General features: G+C 35.6%; 11 protein-coding genes. 7 read left to right on the plus strand and 4 right to left on the minus strand.

The window, feature by feature from the left end; genetic code table 11:
* Positions 1–221: 221 nt before the first annotated feature.
* Positions 222–929, plus strand: coding sequence for a DUF8458 domain-containing protein (locus AC1RNE_RS03725; RefSeq protein WP_492799691.1), 708 nt, complete (start codon positions 222–224; stop codon positions 927–929).
* Between the two features lie 88 nt (positions 930–1017).
* Positions 1018–1359: a preprotein translocase subunit SecG gene (secG, locus tag AC1RNE_RS03730; protein WP_323250464.1), complete on the plus strand. Its 342-nt coding sequence runs from the start codon at positions 1018–1020 to the stop codon at positions 1357–1359.
* A gap of 49 nt (positions 1360–1408) precedes the next feature.
* Here secG and AC1RNE_RS03735 read toward each other — a convergent pair whose 3' ends face one another.
* Positions 1409–2122, minus strand: a complete 714-nt coding sequence (locus AC1RNE_RS03735; protein ID WP_492799692.1) for a hypothetical protein — start codon at positions 2120–2122, stop codon at positions 1409–1411.
* A 354-nt stretch (positions 2123–2476) separates the two neighbouring features.
* On the opposite strand from AC1RNE_RS03735, the gene AC1RNE_RS03740 reads away from it, so the two are divergent.
* The 4 genes from AC1RNE_RS03740 to AC1RNE_RS03755 all read left to right on the plus strand — a co-directional run bounded on the left by AC1RNE_RS03740 (position 2477) and on the right by AC1RNE_RS03755 (position 7830).
* Complete coding sequence (locus AC1RNE_RS03740; RefSeq protein WP_184135555.1) at positions 2477–2755, plus strand: co-chaperone GroES; 279 nt, start codon at positions 2477–2479, stop codon at positions 2753–2755.
* Between the two features lie 141 nt (positions 2756–2896).
* Positions 2897–4525, plus strand: a complete 1629-nt coding sequence (gene groL / locus AC1RNE_RS03745) for a chaperonin GroEL (RefSeq protein WP_323250467.1) — start codon at positions 2897–2899, stop codon at positions 4523–4525.
* Positions 4526–4764: 239 nt separating this feature from the next.
* A complete protein-coding gene (locus AC1RNE_RS03750; protein ID WP_492799693.1) occupies positions 4765–6018 on the plus strand; it encodes an ATP-binding cassette domain-containing protein in 1254 nt (417 codons plus the stop codon).
* A 93-nt stretch (positions 6019–6111) separates the two neighbouring features.
* Entirely contained in the window at positions 6112–7830 is a 1719-nt protein-coding gene (locus AC1RNE_RS03755) for a hypothetical protein (protein WP_492799694.1), read from the plus strand.
* 87 nt (positions 7831–7917) lie between these two features.
* Here the strand turns inward: AC1RNE_RS03755 and purL are convergent, their stop codons facing one another.
* On the minus strand, positions 7918–11607 hold the full coding sequence (gene purL, locus AC1RNE_RS03760; RefSeq protein ID WP_492799695.1) for a phosphoribosylformylglycinamidine synthase: 3690 nt from the start codon (positions 11605–11607) through the stop codon (positions 7918–7920).
* An 827-nt stretch (positions 11608–12434) separates the two neighbouring features.
* A complete protein-coding gene (locus AC1RNE_RS03765; RefSeq protein ID WP_492799696.1) occupies positions 12435–15422 on the minus strand; it encodes a glycoside hydrolase family 2 protein in 2988 nt (995 codons plus the stop codon).
* 217 nt (positions 15423–15639) lie between these two features.
* Here AC1RNE_RS03765 and AC1RNE_RS03770 point away from each other — a divergent pair, with 217 nt between their 5' ends.
* Positions 15640–16950 carry an IS4 family transposase gene (locus tag AC1RNE_RS03770; RefSeq protein ID WP_492799697.1) on the plus strand — a complete coding sequence of 437 codons (1311 nt, stop codon included), beginning with the start codon at positions 15640–15642 and terminating at the stop codon, positions 16948–16950.
* A gap of 60 nt (positions 16951–17010) precedes the next feature.
* Here AC1RNE_RS03770 and AC1RNE_RS03775 read toward each other — a convergent pair whose 3' ends face one another.
* Positions 17011–17823, minus strand: coding sequence for a hypothetical protein (locus AC1RNE_RS03775; protein WP_492799698.1), 813 nt, complete (start codon positions 17821–17823; stop codon positions 17011–17013).
* Between the last annotated feature and the right edge of the window lie 41 nt (positions 17824–17864).

The following is a 17864-nucleotide window of genomic DNA, read 5'->3' on the forward strand; positions in this document are numbered from 1 at the left end:
AGATTTTAGACGCTAGACTTCAAGACGCTAGATGTTAGACTTAAAGACGTCTCACAATCAAAAAACCTTCTAATCTTAGAAGCTAAAATACCTAAAAACTCCAATAATCTTAAAGTTCTAAAATCTAGTGTCTTTAAGTCTAACATCTAGCGTCTAAAGTCTTTACGTCCTCCAGTCCAAAGTCCTAAAGTCCAACAACCCTAAAGTCTTAAAAAAGAAAAATGACCAAAGAAACCTTTACATATCTTGTTGCCAATCCGTCTGAGGTTTCAGCACTTGAAATTAATGGACTTGAGGAAACCATTAAGAATTATCCTTATTGCCAGCTTGCCTATACGTTATTAGCCAAAGCTTATGACGATAATGATGTTGAGAAACAATCAAAACTAAGAAAAGCTGCTGCTTATACCATTAGCAGAAATGCCCTTCGTCGCATTATGAATGGTACTTTTGTGAACCATTCAAATGTACCCACTATTACCAAATTTGATTCAGATTATATCCGCAAACTGGAAAACATTATTGAGGCAAAAGAAGACGAGGAAAAACGTAAACAACAAGAATATCAGCAAGAAGTGCTTTCAGATAAAGAATTCCTGAGTTATTCGACTGTAGCAGAAGATATACTGCTGAATGAAATTGCCCAGAAACAACAATTACAAAATAACATTATTGATAGCTTCTTATTGAAAGACCCAGGCTTGATAAGATCAAGTAAAAGTCAATTAGAAGCAATGGGTAAACAGGAAGATTTGTCATCAAATAGTGTAAAGCTAGATAAAGGTATTATTACGGAGAGTTATGCAAAAATTCTGACGATGCAGGGTAGAAAAGAAAAAGCAATAGGAGTTTATGAGAAATTAATTTTGAAATTCCCAGAAAAAAAGGCGTACTTTGCATCCAAAATTCAGGAGCTATCAGAATTTTAAATTTACAGGAATCATTTAAGCCTTGTAATCTCGTTTAAAAGCGTAAAAAATAATATTTAGATTTTCAAATTTTCAAATTAAATAAAAGATGTTCGGAGCAATTATCGTAGTTATTTGCATCATTGCAGTATTATTAGTATTTGTAGTATTGGTTCAAAACCCTAAAGGTGGTGGTTTATCTGGAGAATTCGGAACTGCTGGTGCAAGCCAGATGTTTGGTGTTCAACGTACAGGAGACCTTTTGGAACAAATTACTTGGGGAGGTGCCATTTCAATTGCACTATTGGTTTTAGCTACAAAATTCATTACTCCTACAGAAAGTACTGAAGCTTATAAATCAGTAAACACTGAAGCGGCTTCTAAAAAAGCAGGTATTCCAGCAGCAGCACCTGCATTAGGAACAAACCCAACTGATACTTCAAAAAAATAATATTATAGTTACGAACTAAAAAGGGGAAATTCAGCTGAATTTCCCCTTTTTAGTTCGTAACCACTTCTACTACTTTCTTTTTAGCAATTGGCAAAAAAGTTTCTTCCAGCGGTAGTACATATTTTGATTCTACTAAATACGTAGCAGGATTAGGAAGGTGTTTGTACCGTTTCACTAAATCTAGCTTGATGTTCTCGAAAGTACTTAGCGTACTTTTTTTGATGGTCTCTACATAAAACGTTTTTAGTCCTCTCAAACGCTCGTGTTTGTTCTCAAAAATGGTTAGGTTGTATTGATACACCCGTGTTTCGTTGATACATGGCTCATGCAATAACAGATAGCCATCATTTTTGTAAAGTGGTAAAATCCCAATCGGAGCAATCTGAATATCCTTCTGTACTTCCTCTACAATTTTTTCACCTTCGCTTAACGCATTTTTAAAGCGAGGTAAAGCATATTCCATGATAGATTGTATCTCGGATAAATACTCACTCTCTGGTTGGTTCGATGTCTCATATTCCAAATTCAAATTTTCAGGATTAACGCCCTTGATTCTCTTTGGGAACTGAATGCTCATCTGAGTGATACCATCCTTGAAATACATAGAATAGTCGTAATGATACTGTAAGTCTCGTAAGTCAGGGTATAACTTCTTACTTTTAAAATTACTTTTAACCTGTTGCAAATATGCCAGTAAAACATACTTTTTGTACTCAAAATCAATGAGTCCAGTGGTTAGCCAATCTTTCTCTAAGCTTTTCATAGGCGACATCATTTAGTGAAGGATTATTATTAAGCAATATTCTAAAAAAGTAAATACAGACGGCACTTTATTAGAATACTTAAAATTAATAATTTTCATGAAAATGCCAAGATTTCTGGAAAATATTTTAAAGCCTGTCAAATAGTAAATCATCTTTATACAAAAATTCTTATTTAGTATCAAAACCTGACAATTTTACCGTTTTTCAGACAATGGCACAAAATATGATTAAATTTGTGAAGTTGAAGCTCGAATTGGTTTGATTAAGAGTTCATGAATGTGCTTTGAAAGTCAAATTTAAATTCAACATTTACCTAAAAAATCAAATACAAAAAATAACTTATCAAAAAAACAATGTCAACAGTTAGTATCAAGCCTTTGGCTGACAGAGTTCTGGTAGAACCAGCAGCCGCAGAAGAAAAAACATCATTTGGAATTATCATTCCTGACACTGCTAAAGAAAAACCACAAAGAGGAATTGTTGTAGCAGTAGGTTCTGGTAAAAAAGATGAGCCATTGACAGTTGCAGTTGGCGACACTGTTTTGTACGGTAAATACTCAGGAACTGAAATTGCAGTAGAAGGTAAAGATTACCTTATCATGCGTGAAAGCGATATTTTCGCAATTCTTTAATTGTGGCTTTAAGCTATAAGCAGTAAGCTTTGAGTTTACGCTAATATAGTAAAACAAAAAAATAGGATTCTGGAAAACGTTAAATGAATATATATTTTCATTTTCAAATCCTCAAATCTTCAAATTTTCAAATTAAAAAAAATGGCAAAAGAATTATTTTTTGACACAGACGCTAGAGATAAATTGAAAAGAGGCGTCGATACTTTAGCTAACGCTGTTAAAGTAACTTTAGGACCAAAAGGTCGTAACGTAATCATTGACAAGAAATTTGGTTCACCTTCAATCACGAAAGATGGTGTTTCAGTAGCGAAAGAAATCGAATTAGAAGACGCCGTTGAAAATATGGGTGCTCAGTTAGTGAAAGAAGTTGCTTCTAAAACTGCTGATCAAGCTGGTGATGGTACTACTACTGCTACTGTATTAGCCCAAGCTATCTACACTATCGGTTCTAAAAACGTTGCTGCGGGTGCTAACCCAATGGATTTAAAACGTGGTGTTGACAAAGCTGTTACGGCTGTTGTTGCTTCGTTGAAATCTCAATCTAAAGCAATCGAAACTTCACAACAAATTGCTCAAGTTGCTACTATCTCTGCTAACTCGGATGCTACAATCGGTACAATGATTGCTGACGCGATGGACAAAGTTGGTCGTGAAGGTGTTATTACTGTTGAAGAAGCTCGTGGTACTGAAACTGAAGTTAAAACAGTAGAAGGTATGCAGTTTGACCGTGGATATTTATCTCCATACTTCGTAACTAATACTGAGAAAATGGAAGCTGAATTAGAGCGTCCGTTCATCTTGATTTCTGAGAAGAAAGTATCTTCAATGAAAGAATTATTACCAGTATTAGAAGGTGTTGCTCAAACTGGTCGTCCTTTGTTAATCATTGCCGAAGATGTTGACGGAGAAGCTTTAGCTACTTTGGTAGTTAACAAAATCCGTGGTGCCCTGAAAGTTGCTGCTGTTAAAGCGCCAGGTTTCGGTGACCGTCGTAAGGCTATGTTAGAAGATATCGCAGTATTAACAGGTGGTACTGTAATTTCTGAAGAACGTGGTTTCAAATTAGAAAACGCTACTATTGAATATTTAGGACAAGCTGAAAAAATCATCATCGACAAAGACAACACTACTGTTGTAAACGGAGTTGGTGCGAAAGATGGTATCGAAGCTCGTGTTAACCAAATCAAAGCGCAAATCGAAAATACTACTTCTGATTACGACCGTGAGAAATTGCAAGAACGTTTGGCTAAATTGTCAGGTGGTGTTGCTATTCTTTACATCGGTGCTGCTACTGAAGTAGAAATGAAAGAAAAGAAAGACCGTGTTGACGATGCTCTTCACGCTACACGTGCCGCTGTTGAGGAAGGTATCGTAGCTGGTGGTGGTGTTGCTTTAATCCGTGCTATCAAAGCATTAGACGGTTTAACTGGTGACAACGAAGACCAAACAACTGGTATCAACATTATCCGTCAGGCAATCGAATCTCCATTGAGAACTATCGTTGCTAACGCTGGTGGTGAAGGTTCAGTAGTTGTTAACGCTGTTAAAGCTGGCGAAGGTGACTTCGGTTATAACGCTCGTGAAGACAAATACGAAGACATGATTGCTGCGGGTATCATTGACCCTACTAAAGTAACTCGTTTAGCATTAGAAAACGCTGCTTCTATCGCAGGTTTATTATTGACTACTGAATGTGTTATTGCTGACAAACCAGCTGCTGAAGCTCCACACGCACACGGTGGTGGCGGCGGAATGGGTGGAATGATGTAAAATCAGTTTTGAGTTAAGAGTTTAGAGTGAGGAGTTGAATATTTCACTCTGCATTCTAAACTCTTAAATCAACACTCAAAATATCAGTTGAGAGTTTTGAGCTGGAAGGATGGAATAAAATATCGTTACTCCACATTCACAACTCAACACTCCTCACTCAAAAAAGCTCCTTCAAGACCAATGGTTTTGAGGGAGTTTTTGTTTATTGCAGGAATATTCAAAATCAAGCGGTTTATTTTATGGGAATCACCAAACATTGGGCAATATTTTTATCAAACAGTGCCAATAAACAAGTATTTATTCAACAGTTATTATCTCAAAAAGCAAAGGATATTTTTGCTGAATTAAATTCATTAGAAGGGATGCTGTTTTCAAGCCTTACTGTTAATGAATACATTGATGAAGAAAACAGGCACGGATTTACGGTGGTGACAAAACACTTGAACAGAAGTTTAAAGTCGATGTCTAGTGGTGAGCAGAAGAAAGCATTATTGAATTACCTAGTCTCTCAAAAGCCTGATTACCTTATCTTAGATAACCCTTTTGATAATTTAGACGTTGAAGCACAAGCATCTTTATTAGCAATGTTGTGTGAAATTAGTAGTCATACTTCTTTGATACAATTGGTAAATCGTGAAAGAGATTTATTGCCATTTATCAAAACTGTAGTAAGTATCGAGCAAAATAATCAATTGGTTTTGCACGAAGACCTTCCAACATTTCTTGAAGCATATAGAAATACACAGACCTATTCTTTTTCAGGAGAAATCCCTCCTCCTATCAAGCATTATGATTTAGCCAATCCTGAATTGATTAAGTTCAATAAAGTAGATGTAAGTTATGGCGAAAAACATATCCTAAAAGACATTACTTGGACAATCCATAAGAATGAATTTTGGCATTTAATTGGTCCCAATGGCTCTGGAAAAACCACCATGCTATCGATGATTACGGGGGATAACCCAAAAGGATATGGGCAAGACTTAACCCTTTTTGGTAGAAGAAAAGGCACAGGCGAAAGCGTCTGGTCGATTAAAAATAATATTGGTTATGTTACCCCTGCCATGACGGACTTATTTACGGCCAGTCATACGCTAGAGCAAATGCTGATGTCTGGGTTTTATGATTCGATTGGTTTGTACAATAAACCTTCTGATTTGCAGATAAAACTAGCCAAACAATGGCTTACGTTGATTGAGATGGATAAGCTCAAGAAGAAACCCTTCTTTATGCTTTCAGCGGGTCAACAACGCATGGCTTTGGTAGCAAGAGCGATGGTAAAACATCCACCGTTGTTGATTTTAGATGAAGCCATTGCTGGTTTAGACGACCATAATACTTCGTTGGTTATTTCTTTAATCAACAAATTTGCCAACGAAAGCGAAAGCACCATTTTATACGTTTCGCATCGCACCGAAGAAGGGCTTTTTCCAAGAAATATATTTCAGTTATTTCCTTCTGAGGAAGGGTCTAGTGGGGTGGTGATGAAGTGATATTCTATGTAATAATAATATTTAATTGAAAATAATCTATATTGGAATTATATTACTAACAGTTCAATTATTCTCATTTATTATTAAACAAACATGGAAAATAAAGTAAATTTATGTGTTATCGATTTTGAAGAAACCGATATTGCTATTCTTCAGAACAAAGACTTTGAAGTATATAAAGGAACCGCTGGAGATATGATTAAGATTTCACATTCTTACAAAAGTTCAAGTGAAGATTGTATCCTAAACTATAACTACCCTAAAAATCTTCACGAGTATGATGTAGTCATACTAAATATGCTTCATCACAACGTTATTCCTTTTAATTATGTAGAACATCAAAGAGAAAGCGTTGAGTCATCACAAGAAGCAAAATTCCATGTTTCATTCCCAACGAATTTATTTAACCCAAAACCATATTCCTTATATTTACTTAGTGATTTATTACTAGACTTCTCAAAAAAGGATGGGATTATCATTGTCTTTGCAGATAAAGATAATAAAATAGTCTATCAGCCAATAAGTATTACAAGTGGGGGAAATAGAGAGCAATACAAAAAAATTGAATTATCAAACTATTCATTTTGGTCAGATATTCTTAAAGATTCCTCAAAACATGGAAAAAAAATAAATATAGTAGCCAAAGATAATAGCCTTAAGGTATTACTGGAGGACTTTAAAGATTTGGAATATCACCAAACTTTCTCTAAAAAAACAATTTGGAGTAAGAACGCGACAATACCCGACCCCAACTTTTACCCTTTAATGGAAAACTTGAGTAATGAAGTGATTTCCTATGCTTATAAATATGAGCATATATTCTTTTTTGTATTCCCAGACATTAAAAATAAAGGGGGATTTACAGCAAGGTTTTTAACAGAGATAGCACCTGAAATTCTTCCTAATATATTTGCTTCAAATTCTACATTCAATTGGCTTAATAACAAAGACTATTGGGTGCCAAATCACAGTAACATTCTAAAAAAAATAGAAGAAGAAAAAATCCGTCATGAAAATGCTGTACTTAACTTAAAACTTGAAGAGCAAGAAAATTTAAAGAAGTATGAGTTCTTACATTCTCTCATAACTGAATCTGGAGATAATCTTGTCGATGCAGTATTTTGCTTTTTAAGTTGGTTAGAATTCGATAACATTCAGAAAGTTGATGAGCAAAAAATAGATGGAGGAGTATTTGAGGAAGATATTAGAATTGAATATGATGATAAATTGTTGATTATTGAGATTAAAGGTATAGGTGGGACTTCAAAAGATTCTGAGTGCAATCAAGTTTCAAAGATTAAACTAAGGAGAATGAAAGAAAGAAATTCCTTTGAAGTTTATGGTTTGTACATAGTCAATCATCAGCGATATAAGCCACCTATTAATAGAAATAATCCACCTTTCACTGACGAACAAATTCAAGATGCACAAAATGATGAGAGGGGTTTACTTACAACTTGGGAATTATATAAACTCTATTATGATATTGAGAATGGTATATATTCAAAAGAAGAGATAAAAAATGCATTATTCCAATATGGTTTAATTGACTTCAAAGCTGGGCTTCAAAGAGTAGCAAAAGTTGATAAAACCTATCAAAATAATACTGTTGCGAGTATCGAATTGAGTGGCTTTTTCGTTTCAGTTAATGATGAAGTTATTTCTGAAAAGAATAATAAACTATTCAAACACAAAATTATTTCAATTGAAAAAGATAAAGAGGCAATTGATACTGTTACAAATGGGCGAGTAGGACTTAAATTAGATACCTCTATTGAAGTAAACTCAATACTTTATATGAAGGAAAAATAGTTTATAAGCTTTTAAAGTAAAGGTATTATAACCCAAACAAAAAAGGAAGCCCGAAAGCTTCCTTTTTCAATTATCAATTTGATATTTTTAATTATTCTTCTCCTCTATCCAAAGCCTCGCATTTACAAATGCCTCTAACCAAGGGCTTACTTCATCGCTTTTACGATTAGCTGGGTAGTTTGCCCAGTTCCAAGGGAAAGTTGAACGTTCGATGTGTGGCATCGTTACTAAGTGACGACCTGTGGCATCACACATCATGGCTGTATTGAAATCTGAACCGTTTGGATTGGCTGGATAGCCTTCATAACCATATTTACTTACAATGCTATATTTTCCTTCTTCGTAAGGTAATACAAACTTGCCTTCTCCATGCGATACCCAAACGCCTAATGTAGTACCTTCTAAAGTAGAAAGCATTACAGAATTGTTTTTTTGGATAGTCACCGACGTAAAAATACTTTCGTGTTTGTGCGATTCGTTATGGTGCATTTTGCCGTGTACTTCATGGTCTGGATTAATCAATTCTAATTCCATAAACAACTGGCAACCATTACAAATCCCTACTGAAAGTGTATCTTCACGCGCAAAGAATTTCTTAAGAGCAGTATTAGCTTTTTCGTTATACAAGAAAGCACCAGCCCAACCTTTTGCAGAACCCAATACATCTGAGTTAGAAAACCCTCCTACTGCACCGATAAACTGAATATCTTCTAATGTCTCGCGACCAGCAATTAAGTCAGTCATGTGTACGTCTTTTACGTCAAAACCAGCTAAGTACATTGCATTCGCCATTTCACGCTCAGAATTCGAACCTTTCTCACGAATGATTGCCGCTTTCGGGCGAGTAGCAAGTGTACGATTATCAGCTAACTTTCCTGTAAATTGTGTTGGTAGCGTATACGTTAATGGTTGGTTTTTGTAGTTTGTATAACGTGCTAAAGCTGTACCGTTTTTCGATTGTTTTGAATCTAATAAGAACGAAGTCTTATACCAAACGTCTCTTAATTCAGACACGGCAAAATCGAATGATACTTCATTGTTTTTCACTGTCAAACTATTGCCTTCTACTACTTCACCAATTTTAACAATATTGATATTGTTTTTAGCAAAAATAGCCTCTACCGAAGCATCTGCTTGGAATACTAAAGCAATATTTTCGTTGAACAAAGTTTTTACAGTATCTGCTTCGCCTAAGCCAGAAAGGTCAATATTTGCCCCAAGGTTTACATCTGCAAAACACATTTCTAATAAAGTAGTAATCAAACCTCCACTACCAATGTCATGACCTGCTTCTATTTTGTCAGCTTTAATCAAGTTTTGGAAGGTATTAAATGCTCTTTTGAAATAAGCCGAATCTTGAATGGTTGGTACATCAGTACCAATTTTATTCAAAATTTGTCCAAAAGAGCTACCTCCTAATTTAAAGCTATCTTTAGATAAGTTCAAATAGTAAATCGCACCACCATTTCGTTGTAACACTGGCTCAACTACTTTTGTAATATCTGAACAATTTGCTCCTGCTGAGATAATCACCGTCCCCGGTGCAATTACTTCATCATTAGGATATTTTTGTTTCATCGAAAGCGAATCTTTTCCTGTTGGAATATTAATTCCTAATTCGATGGCAAAATCAGAACAACCTTTTACGGCTTCATACAAACGTGCATCTTCACCTGCGTTTTTACAAGCCCACATCCAGTTGGCCGAAAGCGAAACTGATTTTAAACCATCTTTCAACGGAGCGAAAACAATGTTTGATAATGCCTCGGCGATAGCGTTACGAGAACCAGCTACTGGGTCAATCAAAGCCGTTACTGGCGAATGACCAATAGTGGTTGCAATACCTTCTTTTCCTTTGAAGTCTAAGGCCATTACACCAACATTATTCAATGGTAATTGTAAAGGCCCTGTACATTGTTGTTTTGCCACACGTCCGCCTACACAACGGTCAACTTTGTTAGTCAACCAGTCTTTACACGCGACAGCTTCTAATTGCAATACTTGCTCGAGATAAGCAGGAATTTGTGCTTCTGAGTAGGCTAAATCTGCGTAATTACGGGTTATGTTCTTATCTGCCATCACCACTTTTGGCGAGCTACCAAACATATCATCAATCGCAAAATCCATTGGTTTAGCACCCGTCGATTTCGATTCGAAAGTAAAACGATGATTGCCCGTAATATCTCCGACAGTGTACATTGGCGAACGTTCACGGTCGGCTACTCTTTGAAGAGTTTCTAAATCTTTTTCACCAATCACCAAGCCCATACGTTCTTGCGATTCATTTCCGATGATTTCTTTTGCAGAAAGCGTAGGGTCACCTACTGGCAATTTATCTAAGTCAATCAATCCTCCAGTCTCTTCTACTAATTCCGACAAACAGTTTAGGTGACCACCTGCACCGTGGTCGTGGATAGAAACGATTGGATTATGCTCTGATTCTACCAAACCTCTAATGGCATTAGCAGCACGTTTTTGCATTTCTGGATTTGATCGTTGAATGGCGTTCAATTCGATACCTGAGCCAAATGCACCTGTATCTGCTGAAGATACTGCTGCCCCTCCCATACCAATGCGGTAGTTTTCACCACCCAATACCACTACTTTATCACCTACTGTTGGCTTTTGTTTTTTCGCTTGGCTTTCTTTACCATAACCAATACCACCAGCCAACATGATTACTTTATCAAAACCTAGTTTACGCGCTTCTTCTTCATGCTCGAAAGTAAGTACAGAACCAGTAATCAATGGTTGTCCGAATTTATTTCCGAAATCAGATGCCCCATTTGAAGCTTTAATCAAAATGTCCATTGGTGTTTGGTACAACCATTCACGTTCGTTCATGGCATTTTCCCAAGGACGGTTTTCGTCTAAACGAGAATAAGAAGTCATATAAACCGCTGTACCAGCCAAAGGCAATGAACCTTGTCCACCTGCCAAACGGTCACGAATTTCACCACCTGAGCCTGTTGCTGCCCCATTAAAAGGCTCTACAGTAGTTGGGAAGTTATGGGTTTCAGCTTTTACTGAAATCACAGAATCAAATTCTTTTTCTTCGTAAAAATCAGGTTTATCCGCTGATTTTGGTGCGAATTGTGTAACACGTGGACCTTTAATAAAGGCTACGTTATCTTTATAGGCCGAAACAATATCGTTCGGGTTAGTTTCAGAAGTTTTCTTGATTAATTTGAATAACGAAGTTGGTTTTTCTTCTCCATCAATCACAAAGGTACCGTTGAATATTTTATGGCGACAGTGTTCAGAGTTTACTTGTGAGAATCCAAATACTTCAGAGTCTGTTAATTTACGACCCAAACGTTCTGCTAAACCATTCAGATACCCTACTTCTTCTTCGCTTAAAGCAAGTCCTTCTTGTTTGTTATAAACAGCAATATCCTCAATCTCGATAATGGGTTCTGGCTGAATATTAATTGTATATATTTCCTGATGCAGTTGTGTATATTTCTGCGACAACATCGGGTCAAATTCTGTAAAATCTTCGTCAACTGCTTTAAACTCTTCAATACGAATAACCCCTTCGATACCCATATTCTGAGTAATTTCAACAGCATTAGTACTCCACGGCGTAATCATTGCTGCACGTGGCCCTACAAAAACGGCTTCCAAAGTAGCATTTTCTTGGTTTACGACAGTAAAAGCATGGTCTTGTTTACTATTGAAAAGCCAAAAGAGTTTTTGAATATCCTCATCTGAAATAATGGCATACGTTTGCACGGCATAAACTGTGCTGGAGTGACTCCCGAAGAAATGAATCATGGTGATAGCAGATTGATAGTTGTTTGTCAGCTATTTTCACAAAAAGTGATAACAAAATAGCTGAATTACTAAAGAAAGTGCAAATTTAGGGGTTTTGAGAAAGAATACCTACTAAAATTTAGTTGATTCAGGCATCGTTATTAATTCAACTGATAATCGTCGTAGATGATTAATTCAATGTTGACTTTTTTTTATATGATGAGCGTGACGCTCTTTTGTCTTTGGAGTCGTAGGTTCACCTACGACTAGAGGAAGATAATAATCAAACGTATGTTTTATGTCGTCTCTAACGGGACTTTAAACAGTGGATTATTTATTTGTGCTACCGATATTCAATCCCTATGGGATTTGCTTGTCGGAATATTCTTGTTTTTTTATCGATTTTTAATCCTTAACGAGATTTATTTGTTGAAAATTTCTTGTTTTACTACTGATATTTTAATCTATTCTATTTGTCTCGTAGAGACAGTATATCGGTAGAAAAAATGTAATTTCCCCTAAAGAATCCCCTAGGGATGGCATAACTTAATTTTAGCTATAAACATGAGTCATCCCGAATTTTCTAACTAAATAGTGAGTTTCATAAGATTTCAAAGACTTTTGGATTTATACTCGTCCTTACTTTTTGCCTTGATGCAAAAAGTAACCGCGACGGCGGACCGTAAAAAAATCAAGAATTCCTAAACTCGCTCCGCTCAAACAGTAGGAATTCGGGGAACATCAATCACAAAAAAGCGGTCTAAAAACTAATTTAGACCGCTTTTTTTGTGATTTTAAAATTCGGGATGACTAATGTTATCCTCTAAACAACTCAAATAATTTATTCTTTACTTAACAGGTCCATACAACTCTGCTTCAATAATCGATAAACCTCCTTTGGCATCAGCCTCTTTGCTGGCTACTCCGTCATCTAGTTTCTTGCCATTTACTTCTTTTGTATTATCTTCCTGTTCCGCTACTTGGTCAATCAATTCTATTTTAATTTTCTTTCCTTTAATGGCCTTAAAGTTGGCTGTAAAATAACCTAAATTGCGGGTAGAGTTTCCTCTGAATGCCTCTTTCCCATCAATTGAAATTCGGATAGGATACGTTTTCGTTCTAAAGTTGTTCAGCTTCAAGGTTACTTCATTGATAGCGCTAGCATTGGTAATTTCATATTCAATCCATGCAGTACCTAATTTGCCATCGTTTACCCAAGCACTAGCTTCGTTATCATCATAGCTTGACACTGCTTTATCTTGGTTTGCCCCAGCAATGGCACCGACAATTTCTAATGATTTTCTTTCAATCGTAAAAGAAGGAGACAAAGGTGTTGCCCCTCTTGATAAATTAGCAGGTAAACCATGTGATGGTAATTGTAATGCCAAGCCATCTTTTACTTCAAAAGGTACAGATTTTAAAGAGATACTTCCCTCTTTTAGTCCATTCGAAACCGCATTCACAATAATATTACCTGCATTAAGCGTTGAGCGCAATAAGAAACGGTTTACGCCACATTCCACGGGCAATATTTTAGAAAGAATATAGTTATCCTCAGGTCCTTGTGCCATACCTCCTCGCCATTCAGCTTCACCTGATAAAGAAAACTGTATTTCGTTCAACGCTGTTGGGCAACACTTTCCATTCGCATCTACTACTTCTACTTCTATCAAGGCTAAATCCGCTCCGTTGGCAACAAGTGATTTTGCAGGATTGATTTGCGTTAACTTGACGGCATAAGGTGCTCCCGCTGTTTCATGTTTGGTTTCACAAAGTTTTTTACCTTTTGCATCATACCCAATGGCTGAAATAGCTCCTGACTTCCAAGCGACATCCTTGAAAGTATACAAGAAACGATTACTCTGTTCTCCAAAACCTAAAGATTTACCATTCACAAACAATTCTACTTTATCGGCACTCGACATCACATAGATATTTTTAGTAACGCCCTCTTTATAATTCCAGTGACCTATAATATGTATACGAGGTTTCTCTACATCTACCCAACCGTCCCACATTACCTGATGTGCATAAAAACCATCTTTGATAATGCGTAGTGCATCTACTTCTCCACTTCTTCTAAAGTTTTCTGCCCCACGGTGATGCGTATTACTTTCAGAGAAAATAATGTTAACGCCTCCTCCATTCACACGCTTCCCTGTCCCTGGTCTTTCTTTCCAATATTCAAACCAGCGAGTAATATTTTCTATTGCCTGAGTATCCTGATTACGATTATATGTACTTGCATCTTGTCCATTATGCGTAGGTCCTTCGCCTTCTTTATGGTAAGGTGGTGAAAATTCATCCCAATATTTACGCAAGGCTTCATCGCGACTATATTCCATTTGCCACATGGGCTTTGTTGCACTTTTATTGATATAAAGCATTTCTCCCCCATATTCCGCTTCTTTGCTTGCTAACATATTTCTACTTCCAATAGCTCTGCCTCCATTTGCATCATACAAATTTCTAATGTCCTTCATTTCCTTCATGTGCTGGTCGCTAATTTGGTTGTTGCCAGATTCATAAAAGACAATGCTTGGATTATTTCGGTTATAAATAATGGCATCACGCATTACTTCCTTGCGTTGCTCCCATCTTCTACCTTCTACATCTTTTTCAGAATCTCCTGCTGGCATGGCTTGAATCAGCCCTACTCTATCACAACTTTCTACATCTTGTTTCCAAGGACTAATGTGCATCCATCTTACCAAATTGGCATTACTTTCTACCATCAATTGATTACTGTAATCACTCAACCATGCTGGTACACATGCCCCAATGGCTGGCCATTCGTTACTTGTTCTTTGTGCATATCCCTTTAAATGTAATACCCTATCATTCAAGGTCAAGGCACCATTAGTAAAAGCTGTTTTTCTAAAACCTGTTGTAGTTTTAACAACATCAATCACTTTGTTATTAACACTAACATACGTATATACATTATAAAGATAGCCATAACCCCAGCTCCAAAAATTTAGGTTTTTAATAAGCGATGCTGTTTTGATAATTTTGGTTTCATTGGGCGCGAGTGTAACATTCAAGATTTTGAAATCAGACGCTATCTTTTTACCCGTTATCGCATCTTCGATATAAGCCGAATATTGAAAGGTTTTGGTGTCAGGATATTCATTCTTTATTTCTGCTTCGGCAGTAACTGTAGCTGATTTTTGAGGAATGTTAAAATCCTTCCCATACACATATACGCCTGTTGTTTTGAGGTTAGAATACAAAGGCAATGTTTGATATAATTTATCGGCTACATGTAAATAAACATTCTTGGTAATACCTCCATAGTTAGCATTAAAGTTTTTATCATTCCATTGAAATCCGCTTCTCGTTGCCTTCTCGTGATAGTTCCAAGCGTTATCAATTCTGGCTGCAATTACATTGTCTTCCCCAAACTTTACATCATTGCTAATATCAAAACCAAAAGCCATGGCTCCATTTTCGCTCATGCCAATTGGCTTTCCATTGAGGAAGAACTCGCCTGCTTGTCTAACACCTTCAAACTCTAAGAATATTTTCTTTCCTTTTTGATTTGCATCAATCTTAAAGTGTTTTCTATACCAAATAATCCCTGTAGAATGTTTTTCGATAGATACCTTAAAAGCTTCATCCTCATTAAAAGCACGTGGGAGTGTTACTGGTTTCCATGAAGCATCGTTAAATGCAACTTTTGATGCCAAGGAATCATCGCCTACAAACATTTTCCATGATGGATTGAAGTTGTATTTTATTCTAGGGTTAAGGGTTTGTTGCGCAATGGCGGAACATAGTAAGAAATAAAATAGTGCTGTTGCACCACCTTTTCTTAGACAGAAAATATAATTCATTTTATGAGTTTAGTTGCTTGTGATTTTAAAAAATAAGGAGCTTGCAATATGCAATTAATTACGTGAGGATAAAGCGTAGAATGTTTAAGGTTTACTCAAAGTAGGCATGTATACATTGCTAATTGGTATAGTTTATAGTATAAAAATATGCTATAAACTGGTCGTAGGTTCTCCTCAATGTCGTCAATTTAAGGATATGGGTTTATTTTTGTATATTATGCAAGCAAAAAACCAAGCAATTATAACAAGTATCCATAGTCTTATCATGAGCGAAAACTTTAAAGATACCCATAGAATCAGTCCTAAGAGTTTTGTCCGAGAGAGAATCTTAGGTTTTTCTGATTTCATTATTATCCAAGTTAGTATGCTCATTAAGAGCCTTAATGTTGAGATAGATAAAGCCCTTTTGTTGTTATCCTGTAGCAGTTTTTATTCTAAACAGGCATTTAGTCAAGGGCGTAAAAAGCTCAAATACAGTGCCTTTATAGCTTTGAATAATGATTTAGTTAAAAACTACTATCAAAGACCTCCCTTCAAAACCTATAAAGACAAATACTTATTGGTGGCAGTAGATGGAAGTCTTCTACAATTACCTGATACAGTACGTACTTTTTTTGGTACATGGAAAAACCAAACAGATAAAGCTATGGCTATGGCTCGCTGTTCTGTGGCTTACGATTTACTCAATAAAATAGTAATTGCCTCTGAGATTTCTCCTTGTAATGTCTGCGAACATGAACTCTATGAATCTCATCTTGGTATCGAAAAAATATGTTTTCAAAATATTCAATCCCTTCCACGTCTCTATTTAATGGATAGGAACTATCCTTCTTTTAAAAAAATGATAGATATTCCATTGGCAGGTAATTCTTACATTATTCGTTGTAAATCAGGATTTTGCCCAGAAGTTGTTGATTTTGTAAACTCTAATAAAGAAGATGCTATACTTACTTTTAAGATAACCAATAAACGTATTGCTAATACTTCCTTGAGAACACTTTCTAAAGTGCCAGATGAAGTACAAACAAGGGTAGTCCGTATATTATTACCAACTGGTGAATATGAATATCTATTTACTAATACTGATTTTACAATACAGGAACTAGCTTATTTATATCAGTTACGATGGAGAGTAGAAGGTTATTATTGTGTATTAAAAGAAAAAATGCAACTCGAAAACTTTTCCTCTAAAACAATAGAGGGAGTAAAACAAGATTTTTTTGCAAAAATATTAACCTCTAATATCGCTTCTTTACTGATTGCTGATGCTCAAAGTCAACTTGACCAAGAACAAAAAGTTGTTAATACATATGCCTATCAAATCAATCAAAATGTGGCTTTAGGTATTATTAAGGATGAAATAATAGCATTATTGATGAATCAAAATTTCAATATAGAACATTACAATAGGCTTATTGATAGAATAAAGAAACACAAAGTACCCATTAGACCAGGTAGAAGTTTTGTCCGAAACAAAGCAAAACGTTCTAAAAGAAGGTTCTTTATCAATAAAAGAAAGGGTGTATAATTACACACACCATTAAGTTGACAACATTGAGGAGAACCTACGACCAGTATTAGAAGAAACTTATTGAAACGTCAGTTTATAGAACTTAGTGAGGTAACTATAATCCTCTTCATCTGTCCTTATATGAGCCTTCATAATAACAGTTGAATTATTAATCCATTTGAGCGCTATTGGTCCCCAACTTCCTCCTTCAATAGTGAATTTCTTTATAAACTTTTCATTCTTTATTTCAAACATTTGTAAACCATTACTTGAATAGCCTGCTTCCATATCTTCATTGATAGCAATAAATTTTCGATTTTGAGGTTCTGCATAAATTTCGCCTATTGTATATTTTTCTTCCCCAGTATTTCTATTTATAACCACATAACAGTTGCCTTCAAAAAATTGACCCCTAATTAAATAGGTATTAATATTAGAAAAAAAATGCTCATACGTATACAGAATATCATCGTCACTATCTTTTGAAATATCTTTTAATTCTTTTGTTTTCCCATTTACTAAAGATAGCGTCAGCATTTTCCCATTTCTCTTGAAATACATTGACTGTGTTTTTTCAAGATACTGTTCTACCCCTTTAAATGCCTCATAGGAATTATCATAGTTATTCAAAATATTCTTACGGATAGCTGCATCACTATACAAAGTAGGAATTTCTACACTATCAATCGCTTCTACAGTAACACTATAAGTCGAAAAATGAAAGGTTGTATCTTTTAAATCAATAATAGTATCTACCTTTTCTTGGGGAAGCTCAATTTCGTTGCTAATAGAAGCCAGCGTATCTGTTTTAACTTTACTATTGTCTTTAGTAGTAGAGGTGCAAGCCACCACTAAAAAAAGAAAAACTATAATTGGGAGTAGATACTTCATAAAACTATTTTAAAAATTTAGGAATTTTATTTATAGTCAAT

This window comes from Arcicella sp. GW822-FHT02H01 (assembly GCF_058802005.1).